27 protein-coding genes are annotated in these 26558 nt (G+C 35.5%); 13 read left to right on the top strand and 14 right to left on the bottom strand.

The window, feature by feature from the left end; all coding sequences use genetic code 11:
* Positions 1-255: 255 nt before the first annotated feature.
* Entirely contained in the window at positions 256-1659 is a 1404-nt protein-coding gene (locus tag BM211_RS19380; protein WP_035432886.1) for an amino acid permease, read from the top strand.
* Between the two features lie 40 nt (positions 1660-1699).
* On the opposite strand, the gene BM211_RS19385 is transcribed toward BM211_RS19380, so the two are convergent.
* The gene (locus BM211_RS19385; RefSeq protein ID WP_020061018.1) at positions 1700-1900 is read right to left on the bottom strand and encodes a hypothetical protein; all 201 of its coding nucleotides are present in this window, start codon (positions 1898-1900) and stop codon (positions 1700-1702) included.
* 115 nt (positions 1901-2015) lie between these two features.
* Entirely contained in the window at positions 2016-4490 is a 2475-nt protein-coding gene (locus BM211_RS19390) for a LamG-like jellyroll fold domain-containing protein (RefSeq protein WP_141771671.1), read from the bottom strand.
* 454 nt (positions 4491-4944) lie between these two features.
* Here BM211_RS19390 and BM211_RS19395 point away from each other — a divergent pair, with 454 nt between their 5' ends.
* Both BM211_RS19395 and BM211_RS26805 read left to right on the top strand, forming a co-directional pair.
* On the top strand, positions 4945-5154 hold the full coding sequence (locus tag BM211_RS19395) for a hypothetical protein (protein WP_035432891.1): 210 nt from the start codon (positions 4945-4947) through the stop codon (positions 5152-5154).
* Between the two features lie 94 nt (positions 5155-5248).
* The gene (locus tag BM211_RS26805; RefSeq protein ID WP_218160818.1) at positions 5249-5419 is read left to right on the top strand and encodes a hypothetical protein; all 171 of its coding nucleotides are present in this window, start codon (positions 5249-5251) and stop codon (positions 5417-5419) included.
* Between the two features lie 125 nt (positions 5420-5544).
* On the opposite strand, the gene BM211_RS19400 is transcribed toward BM211_RS26805, so the two are convergent.
* Together BM211_RS19400 and ebgA are read right to left on the bottom strand one after the other, a co-directional pair.
* Entirely contained in the window at positions 5545-5823 is a 279-nt protein-coding gene (locus BM211_RS19400; RefSeq protein WP_035432893.1) for a MazG nucleotide pyrophosphohydrolase domain-containing protein, read from the bottom strand.
* Between the two features lie 211 nt (positions 5824-6034).
* Positions 6035-9091 carry a beta-galactosidase subunit alpha gene (ebgA, locus tag BM211_RS19405; protein ID WP_256217150.1) on the bottom strand — a complete coding sequence of 1019 codons (3057 nt, stop codon included), beginning with the start codon at positions 9089-9091 and terminating at the stop codon, positions 6035-6037.
* A gap of 213 nt (positions 9092-9304) precedes the next feature.
* Between ebgA and BM211_RS19410 the strand changes: the two genes are divergently transcribed.
* Complete coding sequence (locus BM211_RS19410) at positions 9305-10159, top strand: AraC family transcriptional regulator (RefSeq protein WP_090999027.1); 855 nt, start codon at positions 9305-9307, stop codon at positions 10157-10159.
* A 91-nt stretch (positions 10160-10250) separates the two neighbouring features.
* Here the strand turns inward: BM211_RS19410 and BM211_RS19415 are convergent, their stop codons facing one another.
* Both BM211_RS19415 and BM211_RS19420 read right to left on the bottom strand, forming a co-directional pair.
* The gene (locus tag BM211_RS19415) at positions 10251-10871 is read right to left on the bottom strand and encodes a DedA family protein (protein WP_090999029.1); all 621 of its coding nucleotides are present in this window, start codon (positions 10869-10871) and stop codon (positions 10251-10253) included.
* 11 nt (positions 10872-10882) lie between these two features.
* Positions 10883-11161 (bottom strand): YkvA family protein, encoded by a 279-nt coding sequence (locus BM211_RS19420; protein ID WP_035432899.1) that lies wholly within the window; start codon positions 11159-11161, stop codon positions 10883-10885.
* Positions 11162-11527: 366 nt separating this feature from the next.
* Here BM211_RS19420 and BM211_RS19425 point away from each other — a divergent pair, with 366 nt between their 5' ends.
* Positions 11528-12337, top strand: a complete 810-nt coding sequence (locus tag BM211_RS19425; protein WP_090999031.1) for a non-homologous end joining protein Ku — start codon at positions 11528-11530, stop codon at positions 12335-12337.
* Positions 12338-12354: 17 nt separating this feature from the next.
* On the opposite strand, the gene BM211_RS19430 is transcribed toward BM211_RS19425, so the two are convergent.
* Together BM211_RS19430 and BM211_RS19435 are read right to left on the bottom strand one after the other, a co-directional pair.
* Positions 12355-13134: a DUF2935 domain-containing protein gene (locus BM211_RS19430; RefSeq protein WP_035432901.1), complete on the bottom strand. Its 780-nt coding sequence runs from the start codon at positions 13132-13134 to the stop codon at positions 12355-12357.
* Positions 13135-13167: 33 nt separating this feature from the next.
* The gene (locus BM211_RS19435) at positions 13168-13566 is read right to left on the bottom strand and encodes a VOC family protein (protein ID WP_035432904.1); all 399 of its coding nucleotides are present in this window, start codon (positions 13564-13566) and stop codon (positions 13168-13170) included.
* Between the two features lie 110 nt (positions 13567-13676).
* On the opposite strand from BM211_RS19435, the gene BM211_RS19440 reads away from it, so the two are divergent.
* The 3 genes from BM211_RS19440 (at position 13677) to cotJC (ending at position 14850) form a co-directional block, all read left to right on the top strand.
* The gene (locus BM211_RS19440; RefSeq protein WP_090999035.1) at positions 13677-13892 is read left to right on the top strand and encodes a spore coat associated protein CotJA; all 216 of its coding nucleotides are present in this window, start codon (positions 13677-13679) and stop codon (positions 13890-13892) included.
* 7 nt (positions 13893-13899) lie between these two features.
* Positions 13900-14163 (top strand): spore coat protein CotJB, encoded by a 264-nt coding sequence (locus tag BM211_RS19445; RefSeq protein ID WP_141771672.1) that lies wholly within the window; start codon positions 13900-13902, stop codon positions 14161-14163.
* Positions 14164-14280: 117 nt separating this feature from the next.
* Entirely contained in the window at positions 14281-14850 is a 570-nt protein-coding gene (cotJC, locus tag BM211_RS19450; protein WP_090999039.1) for a spore coat protein CotJC, read from the top strand.
* 166 nt (positions 14851-15016) lie between these two features.
* On the opposite strand, the gene BM211_RS19455 is transcribed toward cotJC, so the two are convergent.
* Positions 15017-15262: a hypothetical protein gene (locus BM211_RS19455; protein ID WP_090999040.1), complete on the bottom strand. Its 246-nt coding sequence runs from the start codon at positions 15260-15262 to the stop codon at positions 15017-15019.
* 239 nt (positions 15263-15501) lie between these two features.
* Between BM211_RS19455 and brnQ the strand changes: the two genes are divergently transcribed.
* Positions 15502-16821 carry a branched-chain amino acid transport system II carrier protein BrnQ2 gene (gene brnQ / locus BM211_RS19460; protein WP_090999042.1) on the top strand — a complete coding sequence of 440 codons (1320 nt, stop codon included), beginning with the start codon at positions 15502-15504 and terminating at the stop codon, positions 16819-16821.
* Positions 16822-17028: 207 nt separating this feature from the next.
* On the opposite strand, the gene BM211_RS27250 is transcribed toward brnQ, so the two are convergent.
* From BM211_RS27250 to BM211_RS19485, 5 genes are all read right to left on the bottom strand, one after another.
* Positions 17029-17208 (bottom strand): hypothetical protein, encoded by a 180-nt coding sequence (locus BM211_RS27250; protein WP_090999043.1) that lies wholly within the window; start codon positions 17206-17208, stop codon positions 17029-17031.
* A gap of 362 nt (positions 17209-17570) precedes the next feature.
* Positions 17571-18569: an ABC transporter permease subunit gene (locus tag BM211_RS19470; protein ID WP_090999045.1), complete on the bottom strand. Its 999-nt coding sequence runs from the start codon at positions 18567-18569 to the stop codon at positions 17571-17573.
* Position 18570: 1 nt separating this feature from the next.
* Positions 18571-19473: an ABC transporter permease subunit gene (locus BM211_RS19475; protein ID WP_090999046.1), complete on the bottom strand. Its 903-nt coding sequence runs from the start codon at positions 19471-19473 to the stop codon at positions 18571-18573.
* Between the two features lie 420 nt (positions 19474-19893).
* Positions 19894-20892, bottom strand: a complete 999-nt coding sequence (locus tag BM211_RS19480; RefSeq protein ID WP_090999048.1) for an ABC transporter permease — start codon at positions 20890-20892, stop codon at positions 19894-19896.
* Between the two features lies 1 nt (position 20893).
* Positions 20894-21796, bottom strand: a complete 903-nt coding sequence (locus tag BM211_RS19485; RefSeq protein ID WP_090999050.1) for an ABC transporter permease subunit — start codon at positions 21794-21796, stop codon at positions 20894-20896.
* 409 nt (positions 21797-22205) lie between these two features.
* Between BM211_RS19485 and BM211_RS19490 the strand changes: the two genes are divergently transcribed.
* The 4 genes from BM211_RS19490 to BM211_RS19505 all read left to right on the top strand — a co-directional run bounded on the left by BM211_RS19490 (position 22206) and on the right by BM211_RS19505 (position 26525).
* Complete coding sequence (locus BM211_RS19490; RefSeq protein ID WP_035432918.1) at positions 22206-23306, top strand: efflux RND transporter periplasmic adaptor subunit; 1101 nt, start codon at positions 22206-22208, stop codon at positions 23304-23306.
* Positions 23303-23977, top strand: coding sequence for an ABC transporter ATP-binding protein (locus BM211_RS19495; RefSeq protein WP_035432920.1), 675 nt, complete (start codon positions 23303-23305; stop codon positions 23975-23977). The genes BM211_RS19490 and BM211_RS19495 overlap by 4 nt, the downstream gene beginning before the upstream one ends.
* A gap of 2 nt (positions 23978-23979) precedes the next feature.
* The gene (locus BM211_RS19500; protein ID WP_035432922.1) at positions 23980-25161 is read left to right on the top strand and encodes an ABC transporter permease; all 1182 of its coding nucleotides are present in this window, start codon (positions 23980-23982) and stop codon (positions 25159-25161) included.
* A 191-nt stretch (positions 25162-25352) separates the two neighbouring features.
* A complete protein-coding gene (locus tag BM211_RS19505) occupies positions 25353-26525 on the top strand; it encodes an LCP family protein (protein ID WP_090999052.1) in 1173 nt (390 codons plus the stop codon).
* Positions 26526-26558: the final 33 nt, after the last annotated feature.

Raw genomic sequence — 26558 nt, forward strand, 5'->3', positions numbered from 1 at the left:
ATAATCGATTTACACAAAATGCATAGCGTTCACTTAATTGTGCCGTTTTATTTGTTACACTTTTTATTGACAAAATATTCTGAAATATGATAAATTCACAAGTGAAATTACAACTGCACCATTCCCCATTGTATCTATATATCATACAATCTCGACTCTCTATTTTATTCTTTCAGGTGCTACGAAGCCTCGCAGTTGTATCGATCCCGTTTGAGCGGGAGTAAGACCACCATTTTACAGAGAGGAGATTTGAATTTGAAAACACTTTTACGAAAGAAACCCCTTACGACCGAATCACCACGTCAGCTCAACCGAACATTAAGCGCCCTTGATTTAACCTTTTTAGGCATTGGAGCTGTAATAGGGACAGGCATTTTCGTTTTAACCGGTATTGTTGCTGCAAAACACGCTGGTCCTGCCATTATTCTATCATTTCTCATTGCCGCCTTTACTTGTGCATGCGTTGCGTTTTGCTATGCTGAGTTTTCCTCTTCTATTCCGATTTCGGGAAGCGTTTATACATATGCTTATATGACAGTTGGAGAAATTGTCGCCTTTATCGTCGGCTGGTGTTTAATGCTTGAATATTTACTCGCGGTTGCTGCCGTTGCCGCTGGTTGGTCTGGTTATTTACAATCACTACTGCTTGGATTTGGAATTAAACTTCCGGCCATCATCGCCTCTGCCCCTGGTATCGGAAAAGGAGGTCTCGTTGATTTACCAGCTGTCATTATTATTCTTTTTATTGCACTACTCTTAAGTAGAGGGATTCGCGAAAGCGCCCGTATAAATAATATTATGGTATTAATTAAACTAGCTGTCATTATTGCCTTCATCGCCGCTGGCACTAAATATGTAAAACCAGAAAACTGGACACCGTTTCTACCATTTGGTTACGACGGCATTATTGCTGGAGCCGCAACTGTATTTTTTGCCTTTTTAGGCTTTGATGCGATTGCAACTGCTGCTGAAGAAACAAAGAAACCGCAGCGCGACCTGCCAATTGGAATTATCGGTTCTCTTCTTATTTGTACCGTATTGTACATAGCTGTTTCTTTCGTATTAACAGGGATGGTTCCTTTCACAAAGCTAGACGTATCAGATCCAGTTGCTTATGCATTACGGTTTGTTGGTGAAGATACAATCGCTAGCTTACTAGCTGTAGGAGCAATGGCAGGGATGACAACTGTTATTCTTGTCGTTATGTATGGACAAGTACGCGTCTCCTATGCAATGAGTCGCGATGGATTACTGCCAAAAGCGTTATCTCGCGTCAATCAAAAATCCAAAGTGCCTTTAGTAAACACATGGATCATGGGGATTGGCGCTACAGCACTTGCTGGTTTATTAGATTTACACATACTTGCAAACCTTGTAAGTATCGGTACATTAACAGCATTCACATTCGTTTGCTTTGCGGTATTAATTCTACGAAAAACACACCCAGACTTACCGCGAGCATTCCGCGTTCCATTTGTCCCTATTTTACCAATCATTGCAATTTGCTGTTGTCTATACTTAATGTTCAACCTTTCAAAAGAAACATGGATTGGCTTTGGAATATGGCTAACAATCGGTTTATGTGTCTACTTTTTCTACTCAAAGCGAAACAGTCATTTACTCCTTTCCAAAACGAACGATGAGAAAAAAGAAGCTTAAAAAAGCAAGCTCGCTAAAAACAGCGGGCTTGCTTTTTTTATCATTTCTGTTCTTTCTTCTTTTTCCAAGATTCCATACTATCAAAGAAAAAGTTAATAAATAATGCTCCTAGTCCCCCTAATACAAAGGTTATTAAAAAAAGCATCCATAGGCTTTTATCTCCTAAAAATTTATATCCGACTAGGAGCACGATACCAACCCATACATACTCAAGAATTTGTTTTATCTTTCGATTCGACACATCATCCGCTCCTTCTAAACAATCTCTATTCTATTTTAACATATATTCTACTTCCTCAAGTCCCGAATGATCCTCACGCAAAAGAGACTTGTCCATGACAAGTCTCTTCCCCGCCCTATTTGTTTATACTACTCTCAACAAGAAAAGTAGCATCCTTTAATGTACGCTCTATACTATCTGCACGTTGATCCGTCATATTTTGATCACGTACAACTGCTTCGGCTACTTGTATTTTTTGCTCTAACGCTTTTACTGGTTCATGCTTGTATTGACCTACCTCTGTTCCTACTTGTATCTTCGTTAAGAAATCTTTTGCTCCATTAATCGTTACTTGGAGTTTTTCTTTCGCCGTTTGTGGCTTTTCTTCTGCCACTTTAGAATGTAAAAAGGTTTGATGGGTCGTTTGTAACGATTGATACATTGTAACGGTTTCTTCTTTTGTTACCATCATTCTTTCCAACGTTTCTTTTGCACCGTTATACGCTTTTTGTAATGCAACAAATGCTTTTTGTGAATATTGACCGGGTTTCTCTCCAAATTCATAAGTACCTGCCAATGTTTCTTTTACCTTATTCATTTCTTCATATAAGTTATGGATCTCTTCTATTTTTATCCGATTATGAAACTCATTATAAGCCGCTTTCACTTCAGAAGGCGTTAGTGCCTTACTATATAGTCTTGCAAGTGCAACTGTTCCATTTAATGGAACATTACCATTACCATTACTTGTTGGATCTGCTCCAATCGCAAATGGTACATTCGGATGATACACTTTCCCCGTTACTCGCTGACTATTTACTTTTTTTCCATCTACATATACTGCAAGTTCACTTCCATTATATGTTCCTGTTAGATGGTATGTTTTATTAGCTTCTAGCTGTACACCAATATGTTTATAACTGCCACCAATATGTGCCCATAATTCTACATAACCAGAACCTGTTGATTCAAATCCAATTCCACCGCTTTCGGTATTTTCCATAATTGCTTGATTGCGAATTTGATTCATAGAAAACGCTGCTTCTAGTGTAAAGGAATCCTTTACCTTTTCTTTTTGCTCATTTGAAAATGGAATATATCCATATGTATTATTCTGTCCACTTAATTTCATTACGTGTTTCTTTAAAGGTTGCTCATACTCAATTGCTACATTTCCTTTTACACTTCCATTTGCACCAAACGATGAATAATCTTTAAAAGTACCATCTAAAAAGTTTACATCGAATACATCTGCTTTCGGTACTTTCGCATTCGGATCAATTACTTCTGTATTCGTTTCAAATTCTTCGCGTAAAGGAGCACCACTTTCATTTCCAAATGAATCTAATGCTGTTACTTCTATGTTATATTCCGTATTAATATCTAGTCCACCTAATGTAAATGTCAGCTCTTTAGGCACCGGATCCCGGTAGAACTCGGAGAAGGCTAAAAGCTGGTTTTTCACCTTTCCTGTTGCTTTCTCTTTTGCTTGCAAACGGTATGAGTGAACGAGTAAATTATCTACAGCTTGCGGAAATGTCGCTGTCACAGATGTCTCTGTTATATTCGAAAGTTTCAGCTTTGCATCTTGTGAAAATGCCGGCTTTTCCTTATCACGATCTTCTGTATACTTGAAAGATTCTTTCTTTGCTGGAAGATCAACTACCCACGGATCACCTGCCCAAGAGTTATTATGAAAATCACGGCGATGAATCGTCACTTTTTGATCGTCTACTTCTACCAATAGGCCTTGGCTTAATGTTTCACCTCCCGGCGGCTTACTTCCTTGTACTTTTCCTTTTTCCACTTCCATATAACTAACTGATGATGTACCAACAGACGTAAAGTCTTTTTGATGAATTGACCTTGGATCATCAAGTGGATAATGAGAATGACCAGAAAACGTTACAGCTTGTGGATACTCTTTTAAGACTTCATTAATTTTGGCACTATCATTTGTCCCCCATTCATGACTCCCGTACACTGTTCCTTTAATTTGCTGATGTAAAAAGACAAAGATTGGCTTATTTGGATCCGCTTGCTTCGCTTTTACTAACTCCTGTTTCAACCAATTAATTTGTGTATCTGAATAATATCCATGTGTCACTCCATTTTCCGGGCTCATCACAAGAAAATGATAGTCTTTTACCACTTTGTGATAATAGATAGATTCCATTCCTGTTTTCTTAAGAAAACGTTTCTGTGCATCTTGTGCGATTAATCCGTTCCAATAATCATGGTTACCTAGAGCATACATAGCAGTTGCATTTTGGTTTCCATATTGCTTATAAGTTTGAAAGAAACGATCATACTGCTGCGTTGAACCACTGTCTGTAAAATCACCAACAACTACAAAGGCATCTTGTCTTGGAGCTACTGCGTTCAATTGCTGCAGCGCTCTTTGAAAACGAAACGTATCATCCGTTCCACTATTTTTAATGTGCACATCACTTAACACCGGAAAAACAAGCTTCTTCTCTGACGATTCTTTCTCTGTTTTTTCTTCTTTTGTTTCCGCGAAGCTAGTCCAAGAGAAAGATGTAAATACTAAAAAGAGAACTGCTAAAAAACCAATAAGACCCTTCACTTTACACAACATCCTTTTAATCACAAAAATCCTCCTCGCATATATTGTAAAATACAAGAATATTTTAGCGAAACGTTATTAAACTAGTATAAAGTAAAGGTAAAAAATGTTAAAAAATTGTAAAACATAGGATTTTTTTTGAAAATGAATCATTTTAATACACGGAACAGCGAGGAAAGTGAGCCCCCGCTCTCTCCCATAGAAAGCTTTCACTCGGAGTGGAGTGTACATCTATCTCTTTTGGTGAACCAAAACAAAGTAACAACCGCTAAAATAAGAAAATCAACTTCAGCGGCCTTCTTAGTTATCTCAATGTTTACTTGCCGATTTCAATCTACAATAGTTAAGTACTTATAATGATATACAACATGCCATCTCAAAAAACAAAATTACTAAGAGTCGTTTAAAAACCGGCCTAATTTTTCATAAACAAGGAAATAATAAGAACGAATAACTGCAAATACAGGAGGCCTTATTGATGAAACCTGATTTTTTACAATCCATACAAAAAGCCGTTGGGAATATTGAACATATCCATATTGAAGAAAGTGGATCAGACAGTTTACTCATTCATCACGATGATATACAAAAATTAGAACAAGTTGCTGAGACGTTAGAAAATCAGAAATTCCATTCTACAATTAGGAACAATGGGAATACATCTTTTATTGAGGTTATAAACAGATGAAAAGAAGGAGCTGACTACTCGCATGTCGAATATAGTCGACGTGTCTTTATATCGTGTCGAAGCGCCGATATATTGTAAAAGTCGCCGATAAATGATGCATTTGCGCCGATATATCGTGAAAAGCGCCGATATATTGCAAAGAATGCTCGCTAACGGAAAAGAAGCTGACAATGTTAACAATGCTACAATCGTTAGTAGATTTAATAATCTTTTCATGCCATTCCCCCTTCCGTATTCATTATACATACAAAAATTAACAAAATGAACACCTACAATTACTCTAATATTTGCGATGTAGCATAAAAAAGAACTTGGTGTATTCCAAGTTCTTTTTTCTTTAAACTTCTCTATTCTCTCCTATTAGTCACATACCAACCACACCATATAACCTTACCACTCTCTACCTCGATTGATTTCCATTTTTTCCCGAAACGCTTCCTCTAAATTGATTCCTAATTTATTTGCTAGGTCACATACATTCCAAATTACATCAAACATTTCTAACCCTATTTCTCTTTTTACATTATCATCATTTCGCTTTAATATCGCCTCTGTTAGTTCTCCTAGTTCGGCCATTAAATACATGGTACGCTTCTCAATCGTTGTATCAGCAAATCCTTTTTCTTTACTGAAATTTGATACATACTGCTGAAATTCAGAAAGCTTCACTTATATTCCCCTTCTCTTTTTATAGATTTATTTTATCTTCTTTATATTCGCAACGACTCTTTTCAAACCATTTATTATGCAAAGAAGAAAGATATTATATCGAGTATTACAGTCATAAACGCATTAAGATAAGACGAATAAGGAATAAGGACTGAATCCTGTAGATTACAGAGTTCAATCCTTATTCGTTGCTAAATACTATTTATCTTTTTTACACTTCCCTACCATATTCAACAATCGTTTTCTTAGACAAATCACATGGTTTTATCGAAAAATCCAAACGGAAATCTTCAAATTTACAACGGTATTTATCCAATTGACTTTGTCCACAAGAATTACTTCCTAGTCCATTTTGTAAATAATCAATATTTAATGCAATATAATCTCTTTCTCTTAAATCAATCGTATGTTTTGCATGTTCTAGATCTGTATCTTCATAATAGGAGGCGCTAAAGTTTACTGTATCTTTCGCCTGATAAAGAATTCCTAAACTACGATTACTTAACCCAATCCAATCGCATTCCATATGGTTTCCATTTTCTTGTGGCTTCACATAGTTAACAAAAAGGTTAGCAACGTCTTGATGAAATACGCCGTGATAACAAGATTGTCTTGAGTCTGGATAATTTTCATTCGGCCCTAATCCGCGCCATGACACATTGTTATACTCTTTGTTTACATGCATATTCACACCTATTCTTGGTAACATGGCAGGAGCGTTCTCTTTCTGACCTGATGCGATTCCAGAAATGCTACAGCTAAGTTTTCCATCACCATTCAATTCATAACGATATGTCACTTCATAGTACCAAGAACTATTTGTTGTACCGTTAAATGTCGTTACTTCCCAAATAAATACGTTATCTTCTAATTCGTAAGACACTTCTTGTACCATTTCATGCCACAAATGCATAAAATACTTTTCTTTATAATCATTTAATAGATACATATCATTATCAATTGGTGCTCTCCAAAAATTAACTTTAGGACCTTTTTCCAACACTTTATCACTGCCATATTTCACGCTTAATAACGTACCAAATACATCATCAAATGTAACGACAAAATCTTTCCCTGTTACAGTTACAATATGATTATTGTTTGTTACCTCTAACATAGACCCGTTCGAAATTCCTTTTTCTTTAGCTTTTGGCTCCTTATGCCAAATAAATGCACTATGTGTTACTTCGAAACCTTTTTCCGCCCAATTTGTATCATTGCTTAATCGATAAGAGAAATGAATTGTATACATAGCACCAAGAATTCTATGTGAGATAGGTGGATATTTCATAACAATTCTTTCAGACGCTCTTGCAGATATAACTGGCAATTCCACTTCTCTTTCTTCAATTAAACGATCATCTTCATAAAAGGAACAAATAAGCTGATAATCTTTTGTTGAATTGAAATCTAATCGATTCGTTAACTGGAATATCCCCGCTTGCATATCAACTACACTTGTTTCAATTGGTTCGATTACTTTTTTCAATTCTATTAAGCTCGTTGAAGGTGTACGGTCTGGTTGTAATAACCCATCAATACAGAAATTACCGTTATTTGGCTCGTCACCGAAATCTCCTCCATATCGATAGTAAACTTCTCCTTCTGCTGTTTTCGTTTCAATCCCATGATCAAACCATTCCCATATAAAGCCGCCTTGGAGATGATCATGACGATAAAATAATTCCTGATATTCTTTTAGATTTCCAGGTCCATTCCCCATTGCATGTGCATATTCACATAAAATGTGCGGTTTTTGGGTAGAGTTGATCACTTGATCCATTGTTAATTTCTTATCATGCTCAAGCCACGTATACATCGTTGAGTACACATCAGAAACTTCTACATCAAAATCTCCTTCATAATGTACTAATCTAGTAGGATCAGCTTGTTTCGCATAGGCAGCCATTGCTCTAAAATTAGTTCCGAATGCTGATTCATTTCCTAAAGACCACATAATGATACATGGATGATTTTTATCACGATTCATCATTCTCTTCAACCTTGAAACATAAGCTAGTTTCCATTTTGGATTATCAGAAATCCAATTATAATTCCCGGTTAATTCAAACCCATGACATTCTAGGTCCGTTTCATCAATTACATACATACCGTATTGATTACATAGCTCATAGAAATACGGCGAATTTGGATAGTGAGCAGTTCGAATCGCATTAATATTATGTTGCTTCATTAATATAATATCTTCTTCAATGCTTTCTCTCGTTACAACACGACCATTTTTCGGATTGTAATCATGTCGATTAACACCCTTCAATTTAATAGCAACACCATTTACTAAAAATTGTTTCCCGGCAACTTCAATTTGTCTAAATCCAACTGATTGATTCATAACTTCAATCGTTTCATGATCCTTTTTAACAGTCATAATTAACTGATATAAATGAGGCGCTTCAGCGGACCATTTTAAAGGATTCCTTACTTCTTCCATAAGTGACTCATTACCTAGTATTTCTTTTTCAAAAAGCAGAGCTCCATCTTGATCATATAGCTGATAATTGATTACTTGGTTATCGAAGCTTTCAAATACAGGGTGTACAAATAAAGTTGCATGCTCCCACTTATCATCTAAAAAGGTTTTGATCGTATAATCGTATAAACCTTGCACAGGACGTTCATAAATATCAACATCTCTAAAAATGCCACTTAACCACCACATATCTTGATCTTCAAGGTATGTACCATCTGACCATTGAAACACTCGAACTGTTAAAACATTTTCTCCTAGCTTACAATGTTTAGAAATGTCAAATTCACTTTGAATTCTAGCCCCTTTACTGTATCCTACAAATGTATCATTTAAATATACTTCAAATGCTGAATCTACACCTTGAAAGCGCACTATCATTTGATGATCTTCCGAAATAGATTGTAATGTAAATGTTTTACGATAGATCCCGGTTGGATTCTCTGTTGGCACATAAGGCGGGATAATTGGGAAGCTATACCATAAATCAGAGTAATGCATTTTTCCATAACCCTGCATTTGCCAATTGCTTGGTACAATGATAGAGTCCCAGTTTGAAAGATCTGCATTCGTTTGATAGAAATCTTCAGGGCTATATTCAGGTGCCTCCAAGAAAAGAAAATCCCATGTCCCATTTAAACTCATATGAAAATGACTATGATTCACATCATTTTTGAAAGCAGATTCATAATTTGGATAACTGTTATAATGAGCTCTCGATTCCATTCTATTCATATGATCAATTTGGTTATTTTCCCATCTTTTTAAATTTCTCATCATTTTAAATCTCCCTTTTTTTCATATCGTTTATAACAAATCCATGCAAAACGTAGAAATAAAGAATGCAATTACGAAGAAAGTTAAGATTAAGCAATCAATAATTATTTAATAACAAAATATTTTGTTTCCGCTTTCATGGTATAATAAGTGATGTTTTAACACTATAATAATTTGTTGCCGGAATTTGTAGTTATGTTGAATGGAGGATTTTCCATGTTCGGATCAATTGGAACATTTCAAACAGATAAAGCACCAAGTAACGAACTATATATATATGAATGCGGCTATGAAGATGTCATCCCTAGGGAACCTTACCAATATGAGCAAATTGACTACTATCTTATGCATTACATCGTTTCAGGAGAAGGTTTATTTTTTATCAACGGAGACGTGCACCACTTAAAAGCCGGCGAAGGTTTTGTCATTCCACCATATACAGATAATAACTATTATCCACTAGCAGGTAATCCATGGAGTTATCGTTGGATAGGCTTCAGAGGAAGTAAATCGGAAGAACTATTAAATAAATGTGGCTTTCTAAATGATAACTATATTTTTCACTATGAAAATATGAAAGAAATGGATCAATTATTTTCCGATGTGTTTAATCATTGCCATGCTAATCATCTTTATGCTGCAATCGGAGATTTATATCATATTTTGAGTACATTAATCGTACAAAACGAAGAAAATAATCGATATAAAACAAATGAAAAAGAAAAACTCGTTTCACTTGCACTTGATATCATTCACAATCAATATAATAAAAACACGTTAACGGTTAGTACGATTGCAGAAACGATTAAAATTGAACGTACATACTTATTTAAATTATTTAAAGAATTTGTTACGATGAGTCCTCAGCAATATTTAATTCACTATCGATTAAACAAAGCAACTGAACTACTGAGAAAAACGAGCTATTCAATTGAAGATATTGCTTTCTTAGTAGGATTCAATAGCCTATCTCACTTTTCAAAATCATTTTCCAAATACAAAAAAATGTCCCCAAATAAATTTAGATTACAATTTCAAAAAAATAGGAAACAAAGTATATATGAAAAATAGGTTAGAGAGAAAAAGAATCAGTACTCTACTATAAATAGCTGATTCTTTTTCCTTATTTAGTTACTTACTCCAAGCAAACACTTTTTATATGTTAAAGGCAATTTTCCTTTCGGCACTCTCTTCGACTTTTCTTCTTAATCAGCTTGTACAAAACGACCCCAATTAAGAAAACAGCGATAACACCTAACATTGGCAGCATATACTGCTCCACCATCGCACCAGCCTTGTGCCAATGCGGACCAAGTTTCATTCCCACATAAACATAAAGCGCTGTTAAAGGAAACATCGCAACAAATGTATAGGTGATAAACTGCCAAATATTCATTTTTGCCATGCCGCATGGAATCGAAATAAGTGTACGTACACCTGGAACAAAGCGCCCTGTAAATGCCACCACCGGTCCATATTTCGCAAAGAAATGATCTGCTTTTTGAATTTGTTCTTCTTTAATAAAGAAATACTTTCCATATTTCATTAATAGCGGGCGGCCTCCGTAATATCCTAGGGCATATAATGTTAACGGTCCTGTCGTTCCTCCAATTGTTCCCGCTAAAACCGCAATCCAAAAATTCATATCACCTTCATATACCCAATAGCCAACGAGCGGCAATACAACTTCGGCTGGGACAAATTCAAACGTTAAAGCTAACACAACACCAAAATAAGAAAACTGTTTTAAGTAATGAATAAAATCTAAAATCAGTTGTTCCATCTATCTTTCTCCTATTCTATTAATCCGTATTTATCCTGTAAATGAACAGGCGCCATCTTCACAATGCGCTGCAAAATAAATAGAATTACCGCCACATCATCTAGCACACCAAAAAACAATAAAAAGTCTGGAATGATGTCAAACGGAAACAAAACATATCCACATAAAAATAAGATAGAAAGCACTTTTTTCTTCAATTCAACATCCTTCGATAGAAAGAATTCACCTAAAAACGGAATGAATTTACGTACTTGAAAGATTAGACGTACTCTTTTCCACAACTTTCTCATAGTCCTTCTCCTCTCTCGTTCTCCGCATACAAAAAGGACCTTTACCGAAATGGTAAAGGTCCTAAAAAGACAATAAGGGGCCCTTACCATGATTGGTAAAGGTCTCACTAACAACAAGATTGTTGCCAACAAAGCCGAGGGTTTCTCCCTGTAATGACGACTTTGCTGCTAGAGCTACTCCCCTTTATATACATGTTTTATACCGCTATGGTAAAAGATTTCATCCAAAAAGTCAACGTTTTATGCATTAGCTAATAGTCCTGACAACTCATGACAATAAGTCTCTGTATAGAAATCCCTCATTGCTAGCATACTAAACATATTCATGTTCTTTATCAGTGATCTTGTGTAAAGGAGGATGTTCTTATGTATACAATTTGGAAAGGTTCTCTCTCATTTGGATTACTCAAAATTGGGATTAAATTGTACAGTGCAGTAGAAGAAAAAGATATTAAGTTATTACATCTTCATAAAGATTGTCTTACTCCTATTAAATATAAAAAAGTCGCTCCCAATTGTTTAGATGAAGAAGTAGAGGAAACTGATATTGTGAAAGCTTACGAATACGAACCTCATAAATACATTATTTTAGATGAGAAAGAATTAGAGAACTTAAAACGAACCCATGCATTGCGAGCAATACACTTTCTTTCCTTTATTCAAAGTGACGAAATAGATCCTATTTTTTTCGATCGTTCCTACTTTGTTGGTCCTACTTCTGGGTCAGAAAAAGCATATTTATTATTAAAAGAGGCCCTTGAACGAACGAATAAGTTAGGTCTTGTACATATTTCTCTTCGTAAAAAGCAGCATTTAGCAATTGTCCGCAATTTTGGTCAAGGTCTACTGTTACAAACCATCTACTATTCGGATGAAATCCGCGAAGTTGAAAACATTCCAAATCTACCGAAGTACGAAGAAATCCCCATCCAAAAACAAGAACTTGTTGCAGCAATGAACCTGATTCATCATCTTACCACTCCGTTTACACCCAAAGAATATACAGACGAATATCGAGAAGCTCTTCTTGATCTCATTGAAGAAAAAATAGAACATGATGAAAAAACAGAAACAATTTTCCCTTCCAAAAACATTGTAGACATTATGGAAACACTAAACGCCAGTATTGAACAAATAAAACAAAAAACAAAACCACAAAAACGAAAGGCCAAATAAATCGGCCTTTCATTTCCCTAAAAAGGTTTACAATTTGGAATCTCTATCCCCGAAGACTGCGCCAGTTTTAATAGATAATAGCACTCTTCCCTTGCCATATGATCTGGCATTCTCCCCGAAAGCGTGCTTAGCATTTGTCCCGATAACTCTAACTCTTCTAGTTCCTGAAGAAAACGCGAAAATAAAGTAATTTCCAGCGAAACATCTTTTGTGAACTTCTTTAAAGCAGAGAAAGATACTAATTCTGTCCGTAAATAACCAGCCATTTCAACAGCTTTTAAATAAAGTTGTTCAAAATGCTTTTCATATTCTTCACTTTTTTCTTTTAAACGTTTTTCGACAGAATCTAATCCGGTAGACATGGCTTCTGCATGACCGGCTGCATCTATTAACCAAAGAAGATGATGGTGTAATTCGTGAAAAAGAGGAGGTACTTTCCCTTCCATTAAATATTTCAGTATCGTTATGTATTCTTCGACTTCATTAACCATGTGATTAAAAAATGTCGGTGTTAAATGAACAGAAATTTTCCCTTCTAATTGTTTATGTAGAATATGCAATTTAAACTTTCTTATTTCATTTGCCGCTTCATTTGCCTCTTTTGCAAGTGCAATTAAGTCAGTAGTTCCAATTTTCTTTTTCAATTCATCAAACTTTTGTATAAAATACATCGCTCGCTCGATTTCTTCTTTTTCTTTAGGAGGTAAAGCATCCGTTATAAAATGAGCATGATCTTCCAAAATCCTTAACCAAAACCGATGCTCGAATAATGCATTTTCTTCATAAGCTCGATCCATCATATTCTCCTCCTCGCAATAATTAGCTTATTTTCACATACCTTTTGCGTATGATATTGACTCTTCACTCTCATATTGTGATTGCAATTGAATCATATACCCGTCAGGATCATATACAGATATCACTTTTTTCTTCTCTATATAATCTTCTAGTTCTGTATACATGACTTGATAGTAATCTAACTTTTTCAGTAAATTCCCTACTTCATGCGACTGTATATTTATTTCGATTTTCGGAAGAAATTGTTCACACTGAGCAGCTTCTTTGTCCCTATTCAGAACACAACAAATCCGCATTTCCCCTGCATCATACCAAACTCCAGGTACATCTAATTGCGGCCTTTCTATACTTGGCCGAAAACCTAATATACCTTCATAAAAATATAATGTTTTCTTTAAATCTTTCACCTCTAACACAACAGAATGTGTCATCGTATCCTCCTTCCCCTTTCTCATCTATTAGTTCTGTATATGAGTCATAAATGATAATTATGTTTGAATACAATACATAATAGCGATGTTTTCTAAAGGAGGTGTATCGGTTGGATAAATCAGTGAGGTCATACACACCGTTTCACAGTCCACAAGACCCATGTCCACCAATCGGAAAGAAATACTACTTTACTCCCCCTCATTTATTTATGGGATTTCAGCCAGTAAACTTACCACAATTTTCTCCGAGTGAAGCATTAAGAAAAGGGACATTGTGGCCTGCTTTATATGATTATTATGAAAATCCTTATAAAAAAGGACGGTGAAACCATCGTGGTGCAAACACTTCCCGATGAATTTTATAAATGGATGGAAGAACTGCAAGAACTCGATTTTGTACTAGTTGAACTGACTCTATATTTAGATACCCATCCTGATGATGTTACATCCATTAAGCAATTTAACGATTTTTCCTATAAACGGAGACTAATGAAACAACAAATTGAAGAAAAATACGGACCTCTTCAACAGTTCGGTAATAGTTATTCAAATGCCCCTTGGGAATGGAGTAAAGGACCTTGGCCATGGCAAATATAAAGTGAAACTTCCATCAGTGGGGGGATTCTTCATCCCCCACTGATGGTTAGTTGAACCAATGGGGCTTTTACGGGCAGTCTTACTGCCCACAAATAGCAGGATAAAGGTGGGGAAAATATGTGGATTTATGAAAAAAAATTACAATATCCTGTAAAGGTCAGTACTTGTAATCCAAAACTTGCAAAATATTTAATTGAACAATACGGCGGTGCCGATGGCGAATTAGCTGCTGCTCTGCGTTACTTAAATCAGCGCTACACCATCCCTGACAAAGTAATTGGGTTATTAACAGACATCGGAACGGAAGAGTTTGCTCATCTTGAGATGATTGCGACAATGGTATATAAATTAACAAAGGACGCCAAACCTGATCAAATGATAGCTGCCGGCCTTGATGCTCACTACGCTGATCACGATAGCGCCATTTTCTATCACAATGCTGCAGGCGCTCCATTTACAGCAACCTACATACAAGCAAAAGGAGATCCAATTGCAGACTTATATGAAGACATCGCCGCAGAAGAAAAAGCGAGAGCAACATACCAATGGCTCATCAATATGTCCGACGATCCTGATATAAACGATGGACTACGCTTTCTACGAGAACGTGAAATTGTTCACTCCCAACGTTTTCGAGAAGCGGTCGAAATATTAAAAGAAGAACGAGACAGGCAAATTTATTTTTAAAATGTAATGCACATACTGTAATCGGTATGTGCATTACATTTTTCTATTCGCATGAAATAGATTTCCGTCTTTAATTCACCACCGCATGGGAAAGAAAAAAATACAATGTTGGCTTCAAATAAAGTTTGATTAAAAGCACCTTGTAACCTCAAAAATTTTTATGAATTTATTTTTTTCCTGCAAAACTCTTTTTTAAAATCACTAAAATAAAGATAGAACTAACCACTGCAACAATTAAACTAACTTTATCTATGCTATTAAAATCAATTAATAATGCCTGTACTGCTTTTATACCTGGTAAAAAAAACATTATAAAAAAAGTAATCGATACTATTACAAATAAAGATATCATTCTAATTCCTCTTGGTATCGCTATCCATTTTTCAAAAAGTTTTTTCTCTAACCATTTCATTCATAATCTTCTCCCCCCTTATTTTCTCCCTTTGTCCCCCTAAAAAGAAAAAGGTTTTATATCACTTTTTCTATAGTTATCCTTCCTTCCTCAAAATAAGTATTCAACTTAGTAAATCAATTAATAATTTTTTAAAAATTAAATGTTGCTTTCTAGTCATCACACCTTTAAAATAAAAACATCAATTCGACAAATTATTTGAATTTTCGACAAAAACCATCTAGGAGGATTTTTATAGAATGCGTACAACTTTAAAACCATCCCAAATTCTCTCGATTAGCTTATTGCTATTTGCGATTTTCTTTGGTGCTGGTAATATGATTTTCCCGCCGCTACTCGGCCTTTCATCTGGAGGGAATATGTGGGTGTCTATCGCAGGATTTGTAATTACAGATGTCGGTTTATCACTATTAGCAATTGTTGCAGTTGCATTAGCAGGAGGCAGCTTCAAAACACTTGCGAGCCGTGTTCATCCAAAATTCGCAGCAGTTTTAGCCATCATTATTTACCTTTCTATTGGACCGCTTTTCGTTATCCCGCGCACAGGATCTGTTTCATATGAAATCGGAATTGCACCGCTTTTCCAAAATCACTGGTATTCGATGTTGCTCTTTACAGGAATTTTCTTTACGATTGTCTACTTCCTATCGTTAAACCCTTCCAAATTAGTAGATCACATCGGAAAAATTTTAACACCTATCTTACTCGTTATTATTGCGGTAATGGCAACAAAAGCGATTCTTTCACCAACAAGCTCGTTCGCTACTCCTATTGGTGACTACAAAGACATCCCCTTTTTCAAAGGGTTTTTAGAAGGCTTTTTAACATTAGATGCAATTGGAGCACTTGTATTATCTAGCATTGTTGTGAATGCGATTCGTCAAAATGGCGTACATGATAAAAAAGCGATTACGAAATATACAATTTTATGCGGAAGTATTGCAGCGTTCTTTTTAACAGTCATTTATTTCGCATTAGGTTATATCGGTGCATCAAACGGTCACCTTGGACAATTTGAAAACGGTGGTCAGCTATTAGCAACGATTATGTACAATTTATTTGGGACAAGCGGTAACATATTACTAAGCCTAGCCATTATTTTCGCTTGTTTAACAACAGCAATTGGCGTTGTCAGTGCATTTGCAAACTACTTTTCAAACGTATTAACAAACGTATCATACAAAAAACTTGTACTATGGGTTTGTATATTTAGCTTTGTTGTTTCTAACTTAGGATTAAGCTTATTAATTAAACTGACACTACCAGTATTAATTATCCTTTATCCAATTACAATCATCCTAATTTTCGTATCGTTTATTGATAAATACACAAAAAGAAAACCAAGTGTATATGTCGGCGCCATGATTGCAGCCTTTATTATAAGCTGCATCCATGCCCTTGATAACATCGGCATGATGCCATCTGCCATATCATCTCTTGCAAGTGCAATTCCATTTTACAAACTAGGAATTGGCTGGATCGTCCCAGCAATTATTGGTGGTATTGTCGGTTACTTTATTCCGCAAACACAAACTGAAGGTGAAGTTTCTACAAAATGAAAAGACTAGGAATCCATAGCTGTTAAAAAAAGGGGACGCGCTTTGCGCTCCCCCTTTTCTCTGTTTTTATATCTTTATTTATCTATTCACGGCCTCTAGGAGAGAGCGTGAACCATATAATTAACTCTACAAATAAAAGTTGTTTTTTAGTGAGCGCTTTTATTTTTTGAATTCATAAAGTTTTCATTCAAAGTGTAATATATTTTACTAAAAAAATATATTACACTTTGAACAATATGGCGCTGAGTTTCCCCTTCTAATTCTCTTATTACATTTTGAACAAAAAACATATAATTCTTCTTCTGCTTGGCGTTCTATCATGCTTAAAGCATACACTCTTAAACTAACCATAACACCTATTAAAATTGCACTCAAGAATACTAACATCTTATCCCCAATCATTCTAAAAAATGAAATTTATGGTAATTCATTCACTTTTTAATATTAACCGAAGATACGATTGAATTCAAATCCAAGAAAACCTTCTAATATATTCCTTCACCTCTCTATTACCATGTTATTAGAATATAAGTAATGTGTATTCTTCTATATGTAAATGTTATTAAAAAAGCACTTATTAAGGGATGTTGACAAAAAGAGGGGGCCCTTTGAACCGCTATGCAAAACAAGCCATGCTCTCCGTTCCCTACCTCTGTTTTAAAACCTCGCACGGGACAAAAGTAATCCCTGACCGCTCCTACACACGGCCAGTCCCTCTCGCCAACCTAAAAAAGAGGGTTTTAAAGCCCTTACATCGTATGCTTAAATACAAATAACTCTTCCTTCGTTTGTGATATAGGTTGCGTCATTTCTCCCTCTTCCTGCTCTGTTCTCTCTCCTAGTCTTGCTTTCTCTACCGCATCCTGGATACATTTTACAATCATATTCCCTGAAAAAATGGTTAATCCAAAACAGGTAATCGGTACAAGAGGAATCCATGGATGCACTGCCAAAGAACGAAAGTATACCCCAATTAGGCCTGACCATTCATGAGTAACAGAGTCGGTCTCTCCTCCATAAAACTTTATCGTTCCCCCAAAGAATAAATCCAATAAACCGAGATGCAATAAAATAATAAGCGTCTGTACAAACTGCTGCATAAATACAATGATGAAGGTTGAGTACAAATGCGGAAACACGTGTTTTATAAGAAGATGCCGTTTACTTCCTCCTAAAATTTTAGCAGCATCAATAAATTCTTCTGTTAATACCTTACGAATTTCATTTGCAATGTATAAAGAAAGGGTAGGAACTGCGAGCGCCGTTAATAAAATAATTTCAAATGAAGCCCGTTCAAAAAAAGTTGACATTTCTTCGCCGTTATCAAATTGAATCGCATGTCGTAATAAAAAGGCTGCAATCATAATCATCGGAATAATTGTAAAACTATCAAAAAAAGCTTCTAATTTTGTAAATCCTCTCTTGACGTACATACCGAGAAAAGCACCGAAACAAATACCAAATACAATACGTAACAATGCAATGAGTATGGAAATTCCAATTGTCCACTTTGCTCCTTCAATTACTAAATTTAACAAATCAAATCCTTTTTGATCTGTTCCAAGCAAAAACTGAAACGAAGGTGGAAAGGGAGGTACTTCTGGTGTTCCATCTTCATTATACTGAATGGACACCCTTCGAATATTTCCATCGTTAAAAATTGTATTTCCAATACTTAATAAAATGAATATGATAATAAATGTACAACTAACCCAAAAGCGCCTATCACGTTTCAAATGTTGCCACATCTTATAACCTCTCTTTCATTGCATTTGGTACAAGATAATGAAACAGCTTAAAAATAATAAAAATAGGTATATAAAGCAGCAGCAAACTCACCGTAAAAAGAGGAATACCTGTTGCAAAATGCTCCTCAGCAGCTACTCTTACAAATACAAACATTCCATATGTATTAAACATCCATTCAATAATGTACAAATTAGATAACATAAACCAAATGTTCGTTTTTGTAAAAAAAAGCGTACTTAATAACACATTACGTAAAACATGATGATTTAAAATATAAAGCTTATCTAGTCCTTTTGCCTTTGCAAATAGAACATAATCTTTTTCAAGTTCTGTTTCAAAACGCAATAATACTAGTTTCACAAACATAATCGTTGTCGGTACACTTAAACAAATAATTGGTAATCCTCGAACGGATTGCTCCCCTACCCCTGAAATACTTACAGCTAAAATACCTGTTTGTTTAAAAATCCAAATGACGAAAAGCTGCGAGCCAATAATAAGAAGAATATCTGGAATAGATTCAAGAAAGAGTAAAAATGATTTAATTTTCTTCTGAACTCTAGCATTACTTCGTAAAACGATATAGACAATTAAAAAGGCAATCAAAAGTGAAATAAAAAAAGCTGCTAAAAAAATAATCATCGTTTCTTTATAGTGGATAAATAGTTGTGGAAATAGTGGTTTTGGTGTTGGTCTTGTACTATTACTAACTGGCATATACGTCATCGATGATAGATGCAGTAGACTATTGCATACCATCTTAATCGTTTCTATATATTTATGAAAATCTACTTTTAGGCCTTGAAACAAACCAGGTAACGCTCCTATACAAATAATTCCGACAATCGATAAGAAAAGTTTCACAACGATTTCCGAACTATGTATAAATACCCTCTTTGCCATATTCGCCTGCCCCCAATCCTTTTTATCCCATTTTATACAATATTTTTTCAATTGTATATATTTTCTGTTAATTAACCCTATTGCATTTCTATATGTGGAACCTCTATTACACTTTCATTTTTCAACATATACGTCACTGCTACGAAAAGACAACACAATCCGCTTGAAAAAAAGAGGAACTGACTGCTTCTACGCACATCCAGTTCCTCTCTCCCATCCCATAGTAAAAAAGAGTTTTTAATTGTTATTTGCAACTTACATATAAATCACTGCTAGGCAAAACAAAACATGCCCAGCTCCCCGTTTCCCTACCTCTGTTTTAAAACCTCGCATGTGGCAGAAATAAGCCCTGACCGCTCCTACACACGGGCAGTCCCTCTCGCCCACTCTAAAAAAGAGGGTTTTAAGGGGCTTAAGTCCTTACATCGTATGCTTAAATACAAATAATTCTTCCTTCGCTTGTGTTATAGATTGTGTCATTTCTCCCTCTTCCTGCCCCGATCTCTCCCCTAATCTTGCTCTCGCCACCGCATCTTGAATACATTTCACAATCATATTCCCTGAATAGATGGTTAATCCAAAACAAGTAATTGGTACAAGTGGAATCCATGGATGCACTGATAAAGAACGGAAGTATACCCCAATTAATCCTGACCATTCATGAGTAAAAGAATCGGTCTCTCCTCCATAAAAACTTACCGTTCCCCCAAAAAATAAATCTAATAAACCGAGGTGCAATAAAACGATAAGTGTCTGAACAAACTGCTGCATAAGTACAATGACGAAAGTTGGGTACAAATGCGGAAACACGTGTTTTATAAGAAGATGTCGTTTACTTCCTCCTAAAATTTTAGCAGCATCAATAAATTCTTCTGTTAATACTTTACGAATTTCGTTGGCAATGTATAAAGACAGAGTCGGTATTGCAAGCGCTGTTAATAAAATAATTTCAAACGAAGCTCGTTCAAAAAAAGTTGACGTCGCTTCGCCGCTCCCAAATTTAATTGCATGTTGTAATAAAAAAGCTGCAATCATAACCATCGGAATAATTGTAAAACTATCAAAAAAAGCTTCTAACTTTGTAAACCCTCTCTTTACGTACATACCGAGTAAAACACCGAAGCAAACTCCAAATACAATTCGTAACAATGCGATGAGTATGGAAATTCCAATTGTCCATTTTGCTCCTTCAATTACTAAGTTTAATAAATCAAATCCCTTTCTATCTGTTCCAAGTAAGAACTGAAATGAAGGTGAAAATGGAGGTACTTCTGGTATTCCCTCTTTATTAAACTGAATGGATACCTTCCGAATATGTCCATCATTAAAAATGGTATTTCCAACACTTAATAAAAGAAATATAATAATGAATCCACTACTAATCCAAAAGCGCTTATCACGTTTCAAATGTTGCCACATCTTAAACCCTCTCTTTCATTGCATTTGGCACGAAATAATGAAACAGCTTAAAAATAATAAAAACAGGTACATAAAGCAGCAGCAAACTAACTGTAAACAGAGGAATACCTGTCACAAAATCCCTCTCGGCTGCTACTCTTACAAATACAAACATGCCGTATGTATTAAACATCCATTCAATAATGTACAAATTGGATAACATAAACCAAATATTTGTTTTCGCAAAAAAGAGCGTACTTAATAGCACATTACGTAATACGTGATGATTTAAAATATAAAGCTTGTCCAGCCCTTTTGCCCTTGCGAATAGGACATAATCTTTTTCAAGCTCGGTTTCAAAACGCAGTAATACTAGTTTTATAAACATAATCGTTGTCGGTGCACTTAAACAAATAATAGGTAATCCTCGAACGGATTCCTCTCCCACCCCGGCAATACTTACAGTTAAAATACCTGTTTGTTTAAAAATCCAAACGACGAAAAGCTGCGAACCAATAATAAGAAGAATATCAGGAATAGATTCGAGAAAAAGTAAAAATGATTTAATTTTCTTTTGAACATTAGCATTACTCCGTAAAACGATATAAACAATGAAAAAAGAAATCAAAAGTGAAAGAAAAAAGGCTGCTAAAAAAATAATCATCGTCTCTTTATAGTGGATAAGTAGTTGTGGAAATAGCGGCCTGGGAATTGGACGTGCGCTATTGCTAAATGGTATATACGTCATCGATGATAGATGCACCAAATTGTTACATACCATCTTAATTGTTTCTACATATTTATGAAAATCTACTTTTAAACCTTGGAACAAACCAGGTAACGCCCCTACACAAATAATTCCGACAATCGATAAAAAAAGTTGCACAACGACTTCCGAACTATGTATAAATACCCTCTTTGCCATATTCGCCTGACCCCAATCCTTTTTCTCCCATTTTATACAATATTTTTGTAATTGTATATATTTTCTGTTAATTCACCCTATTGCATTTCTCTATATGGATCTCTCTATTACAATTTCATTTTTCAACATATCAATCACCGCTACACAAAACAGGCCACGTTCTCGTTCCCTACCTCTGTTTTAAAACTTCGCATGTGGCAAAAATAGGCCCTAATCGCTCCAATACACGGCCAGTTCCTCCTGCCAACTCTATAGTAAAAAAGAGTTTTTTTATACTTTCTATATATATTTCATTCCTAACCTTACAAAATTGTAATATTATTGTAAGATAAAACGATTTGCCGAATGTAATATCTACCTTACACTGGAAGTTACAGAGACAAAAATGACACGAAAAGGTGAAAATAGAATGAAAAAGAAAACGAAATTAGTAATCATCGGTTTAGCGACAATCGGAATTGGTGCTGGTTCTTACTTTGCACTGGCTGGCGGATCTACACCAGCTATGGCATACAGCGGTTATAAAGTAACAGAAAAGAAAATTGAAAATGCGCAAAAATTTAGCGGAGAAGTCATTCCAAACGGCATCGAAACAATTTCATTTGATCCAACAAAAGGTAACTATGAGCTTGCCGTTAAAAAAGGCGATCAAGTAAAAAAAGGACAGTTGCTTTTTAAATATAACAATTCATCTATTAAACTAGAAAAAAATGAAGCAGAAATGCAAAAGAAATTAGCTGAGAAAGAAGTTACACTCATTCAAAAGCAATTGGACTCAGCAAAACAAAAGCTACAAACAGCAAAACAAGCTGGTGCTGCGGGTGAAATGCTAAAGGCTGCTGAACAAGAAGTGCAAGCACATGAAACGCAGCTTGAAACGAAAAAGTTCGAAGTCGAAAAAGCGAAGCAAATGATCCAAAATACTCAAGAAAAAGAAGATACACTATCAGTAACAAGCCCTGTAGATGGCACAATCGAAGACATTAACAAAGGTACAGAAGAAAAAGCAGCTATAAGCGGTATTACTATTCGCAATGCTGGGGCATTAAAAGTAAAAGGTCAGCTATCTGAATATGAACTTTCTCAAATGAAAATTGGTCAAGAGATTTCTGTTACATCCAAAACAGTACCTGGAAAAACATGGACAGGAAAAGTAACAGAAATTGGAACAACGCCAGTAAAGAATATGGATGAAAACAAAACAGTTTCTAACTATCCTTTCGTTATTACATTAGATAATAATGATGACCTACAACCAGGCTTCCATGTTTATGTAACGGCAAAATCTGGTGAAGCAAACGGTACCGTTGTTCCGAAAAGCAGTATCGTGAAAAAGGGTGATAAAAACGTCGTATTCGTTGTAAAAGATGGAAAGGCAAAAGAACAAGCCATTACCATTGAATTTGAAACAGATAGCGAAGCAAAAATTGCCGGATTAAAAACAGGTGAGCAAGTGATCTCAAAACCAGAAAAAGATTTACAAGATGGTATGGAGGTTAACATTAAATGATTGAACTAAAAGGCATCACGAAGTCTTTTCAAAACGGAGAAGAAGTTGTTCAAGTACTACATGGTATTAATGTAACACTAAATCAAGGTGAATTTACTTCTATTATGGGACCATCTGGTTCCGGGAAATCAACATTAATGAATATCATCGGTTGCTTAGACAGACCGACAGCGGGCACATATACATTAGCTGGGCAAAATATTTCAAACATGTCTGAAACAGAACTGGCGCACATTCGCAATAAGGAAATTGGATTTGTATTCCAAAACTTCATGTTGCTCCCTCGCCTCAATGCGATGCAAAATGTCGAACTACCGCTCATCTATGCTGGCGTAGATAAAAAAGAGCGACGCGAGCTTGCGTTAGCTGCATTAGCAAAAGTAGGGCTTGCGGACCGAGCAACTCACTTACCGAATGAATTATCAGGTGGACAAAAACAACGTGTCGCTGTCGCCCGTGCGATTGTGAATAACCCAAAATTCATTTTAGCCGATGAACCGACTGGTGCCCTTGATACGAAAACAAGTACACAAATTATGGATCTCTTTTACGAATTAAATAAACAAGGCTCTACCATTATTATAATCACCCATGACCGAGAAATTGGGGAAGCGGCAGCGCGCCAAATTGTAATTCGTGACGGAAAGATCGTCCAAGATTGGAGAGGTTGAGTTTGAACTTAAATGAAAATATACGTATGGCCCTTTCCTCCATCTTCGCTCATAAAATGCGTTCGATTTTAACAATGCTTGGAATTATTATTGGGGTTAGTGCGATTATTACCATTATCTCTATTGGTGATGGAACCAATGCGAAATTCCGTGAACAAATCGGGAAAGAAAAGAAAGATCAGTTTCAAGTAAACTATAAAACAGAAGAAGTTGCAGATATGGACGGTAAAGTGTCTGCAAGCATGTATGACAATGTCTTAAAAATTCCTGGTGTTCAAGATGTTTATCCTGATGTTAGAAGCAACGCGAAAATATATGCAGGAAAAAAAGAATTAGATATCGATGTAATTGGTGCTAAAGGAGATTACTTTGATGATACCTCTAAATTCCAACTGGAACATGGCCGCTTTTTAACAGCTGCCAATTTGGATAAACCAGAACATACAATTGTATTAAATAAAGATGCATTCAATAAATTGTTCTCGTCATGGGAGCCAAACTTATATGTAGATGTGAAAGGTACACCTTATAAAGTAGTAGGTGTATATTCCATCAAATCAATGATAGGTGGTGCGGAATTTAAAGAAGGAATCATCTCCGCAGAAAACTGGCCTGTTTTATTTGGCAAAAACAACTATGATGGTATCACAGTAAAAATTGCTCCTAATCAAGATAAGCAAACTGTACAAGATGCAGTTGTAAAATCATTAAATAATGCAAAAAAACAAGGAACTACTGGAAAATTCGAAGTACCAGATCCACGAGAAGTACTAAAAGAAATTGATAAATTCACAGGTATTTTAAAAAGTGTATTCGGTGGTATTGCAGCTATTTCACTATTAGTTGGTGGTATCGGCGTTATGAATATCATGCTTGTATCCGTTACAGAGCGTACACGTGAAATCGGCGTCCGTAAGGCACTTGGTGCAACGCGTGGGAAAGTATTAACACAATTTCTTATTGAATCTTGTATTTTAACAGCACTAGGTGGCTTGATCGGATTTGTACTCGGTATCTTCTTTGCCTGGATCGTATCAATATTTGCAGCATGGCCACTCGTTGTCTCAATAAAATTAGGATTAATTTCAGTTGGACTGTCCATGTTAATCGGTATTGCATTCGGTTTACTTCCTGCAAACAAAGCAGCGAAACTAGACCCAATTGAGTGCTTGCGATATGAATAGTAAAAAGGTTGCTAGATATGGCAACCTTTTTTTCTACAGAATATGAAAGAAGGAAACTAACTTACCGCTAGAAAAGAAAGAAAATTTTAAAAATGTAAATAACTTGTAATATTCTTTTTTACAACAAAGAATTATAATTAATTGATGCAGGGAGTGGATGCGCTCTCATTATTGATGAAGGAGCATAGAAAATGGATCAAAAAACGGATTTACGTGAAAATAAGCATAAAAAAAGTTATAAAAAGCTAAAAATTACAATGTTCATTATTGTCTTGTTTTTAATTTGCGGTGGAGGTTACACTTGGTTTTTAGTAAATAAGGCCTCTTCCGCTGTTCAAAATGCCTCTCAAAATTTAGAACGTGGTGAAAAGTCTGAATTACGCGAACAAGCGGTTAAACCCGTTTCCAATAATGTATCTGTGTTAATTATGGGAATTGATGAAAATCAAGGGCGTGAAAAGGAGTATTCTGGTGCATTTCATCCAGACGCACTGTTACTTGCAACGTTTAATAAAGATAATAAAACAGTAAAACTAGTAAGTATTCCGCGTGATACATACACATACATTCCAGTAGAGAAGAAAAAAGATAAAATTACAAACTCATATTCACTCGGGGTTGCAAAAAACGGAAAAGACAGTGGGCCTCAATCTACTATTGACGCAGTAGAAAAACTCTTCAACGTTCCAGTCGATTATTTTGTGCGGTTTAATTTTAAATCTTTCATAAAAATTGTCGACGATTTAGGAGGAATTGACTTAGATGTACCTGTTACATTTACAGAACAAGATAGTAACGATACAGCTGGTGCAATTCATCTTGAAAAAGGGTTTCAACATCTAAACGGAGAACAATCTCTTGCACTAGCAAGAACGCGTAAAATTGATAGCGATGCAATGCGCGGTCAACGTCAACAAATTGTTATTGAAGCGATCGTTAAAAAACTAGCAAGTGCTGGATCCATCACAAAAGTAGGAAAAATTATTGATGATATTAATGGAGAATTTAAAACAAACTTCTCATTTGACGATATGTTATCATTCTACAAATATGGTATAGATTCTTCAATTGGAAAACTCCAACTAGCTGGAGAAGACTGCTATATGTCGGCGGAAGATAAAATTTGTAAACCCAACCCTGCTCCAAAACATACGTATTACTACATGCCTGATCAAAAAAATATAGCTGACATAACAAAACAACTCCGTGAACATCTTGGGCTTCCTGCTGATGCAAATTCTGTTTCACAAGATAAAGATATGAATACGGATAAAACTAAAGATCCAGATAAAAAACAAAATCAAGAAGATAAACAACAACCCGCACAAAAGAATACAGCAACTAGTGAAACAAGTGAAAATTAATGTAAAGGATAAGTCCTATGAAAATAGGGCTTA

The organism is Bacillus sp. 491mf (assembly GCF_900112415.1).
In the GTDB taxonomy this organism is placed as follows: Bacteria; Bacillota; Bacilli; order Bacillales; family Bacillaceae_G; genus Bacillus_A.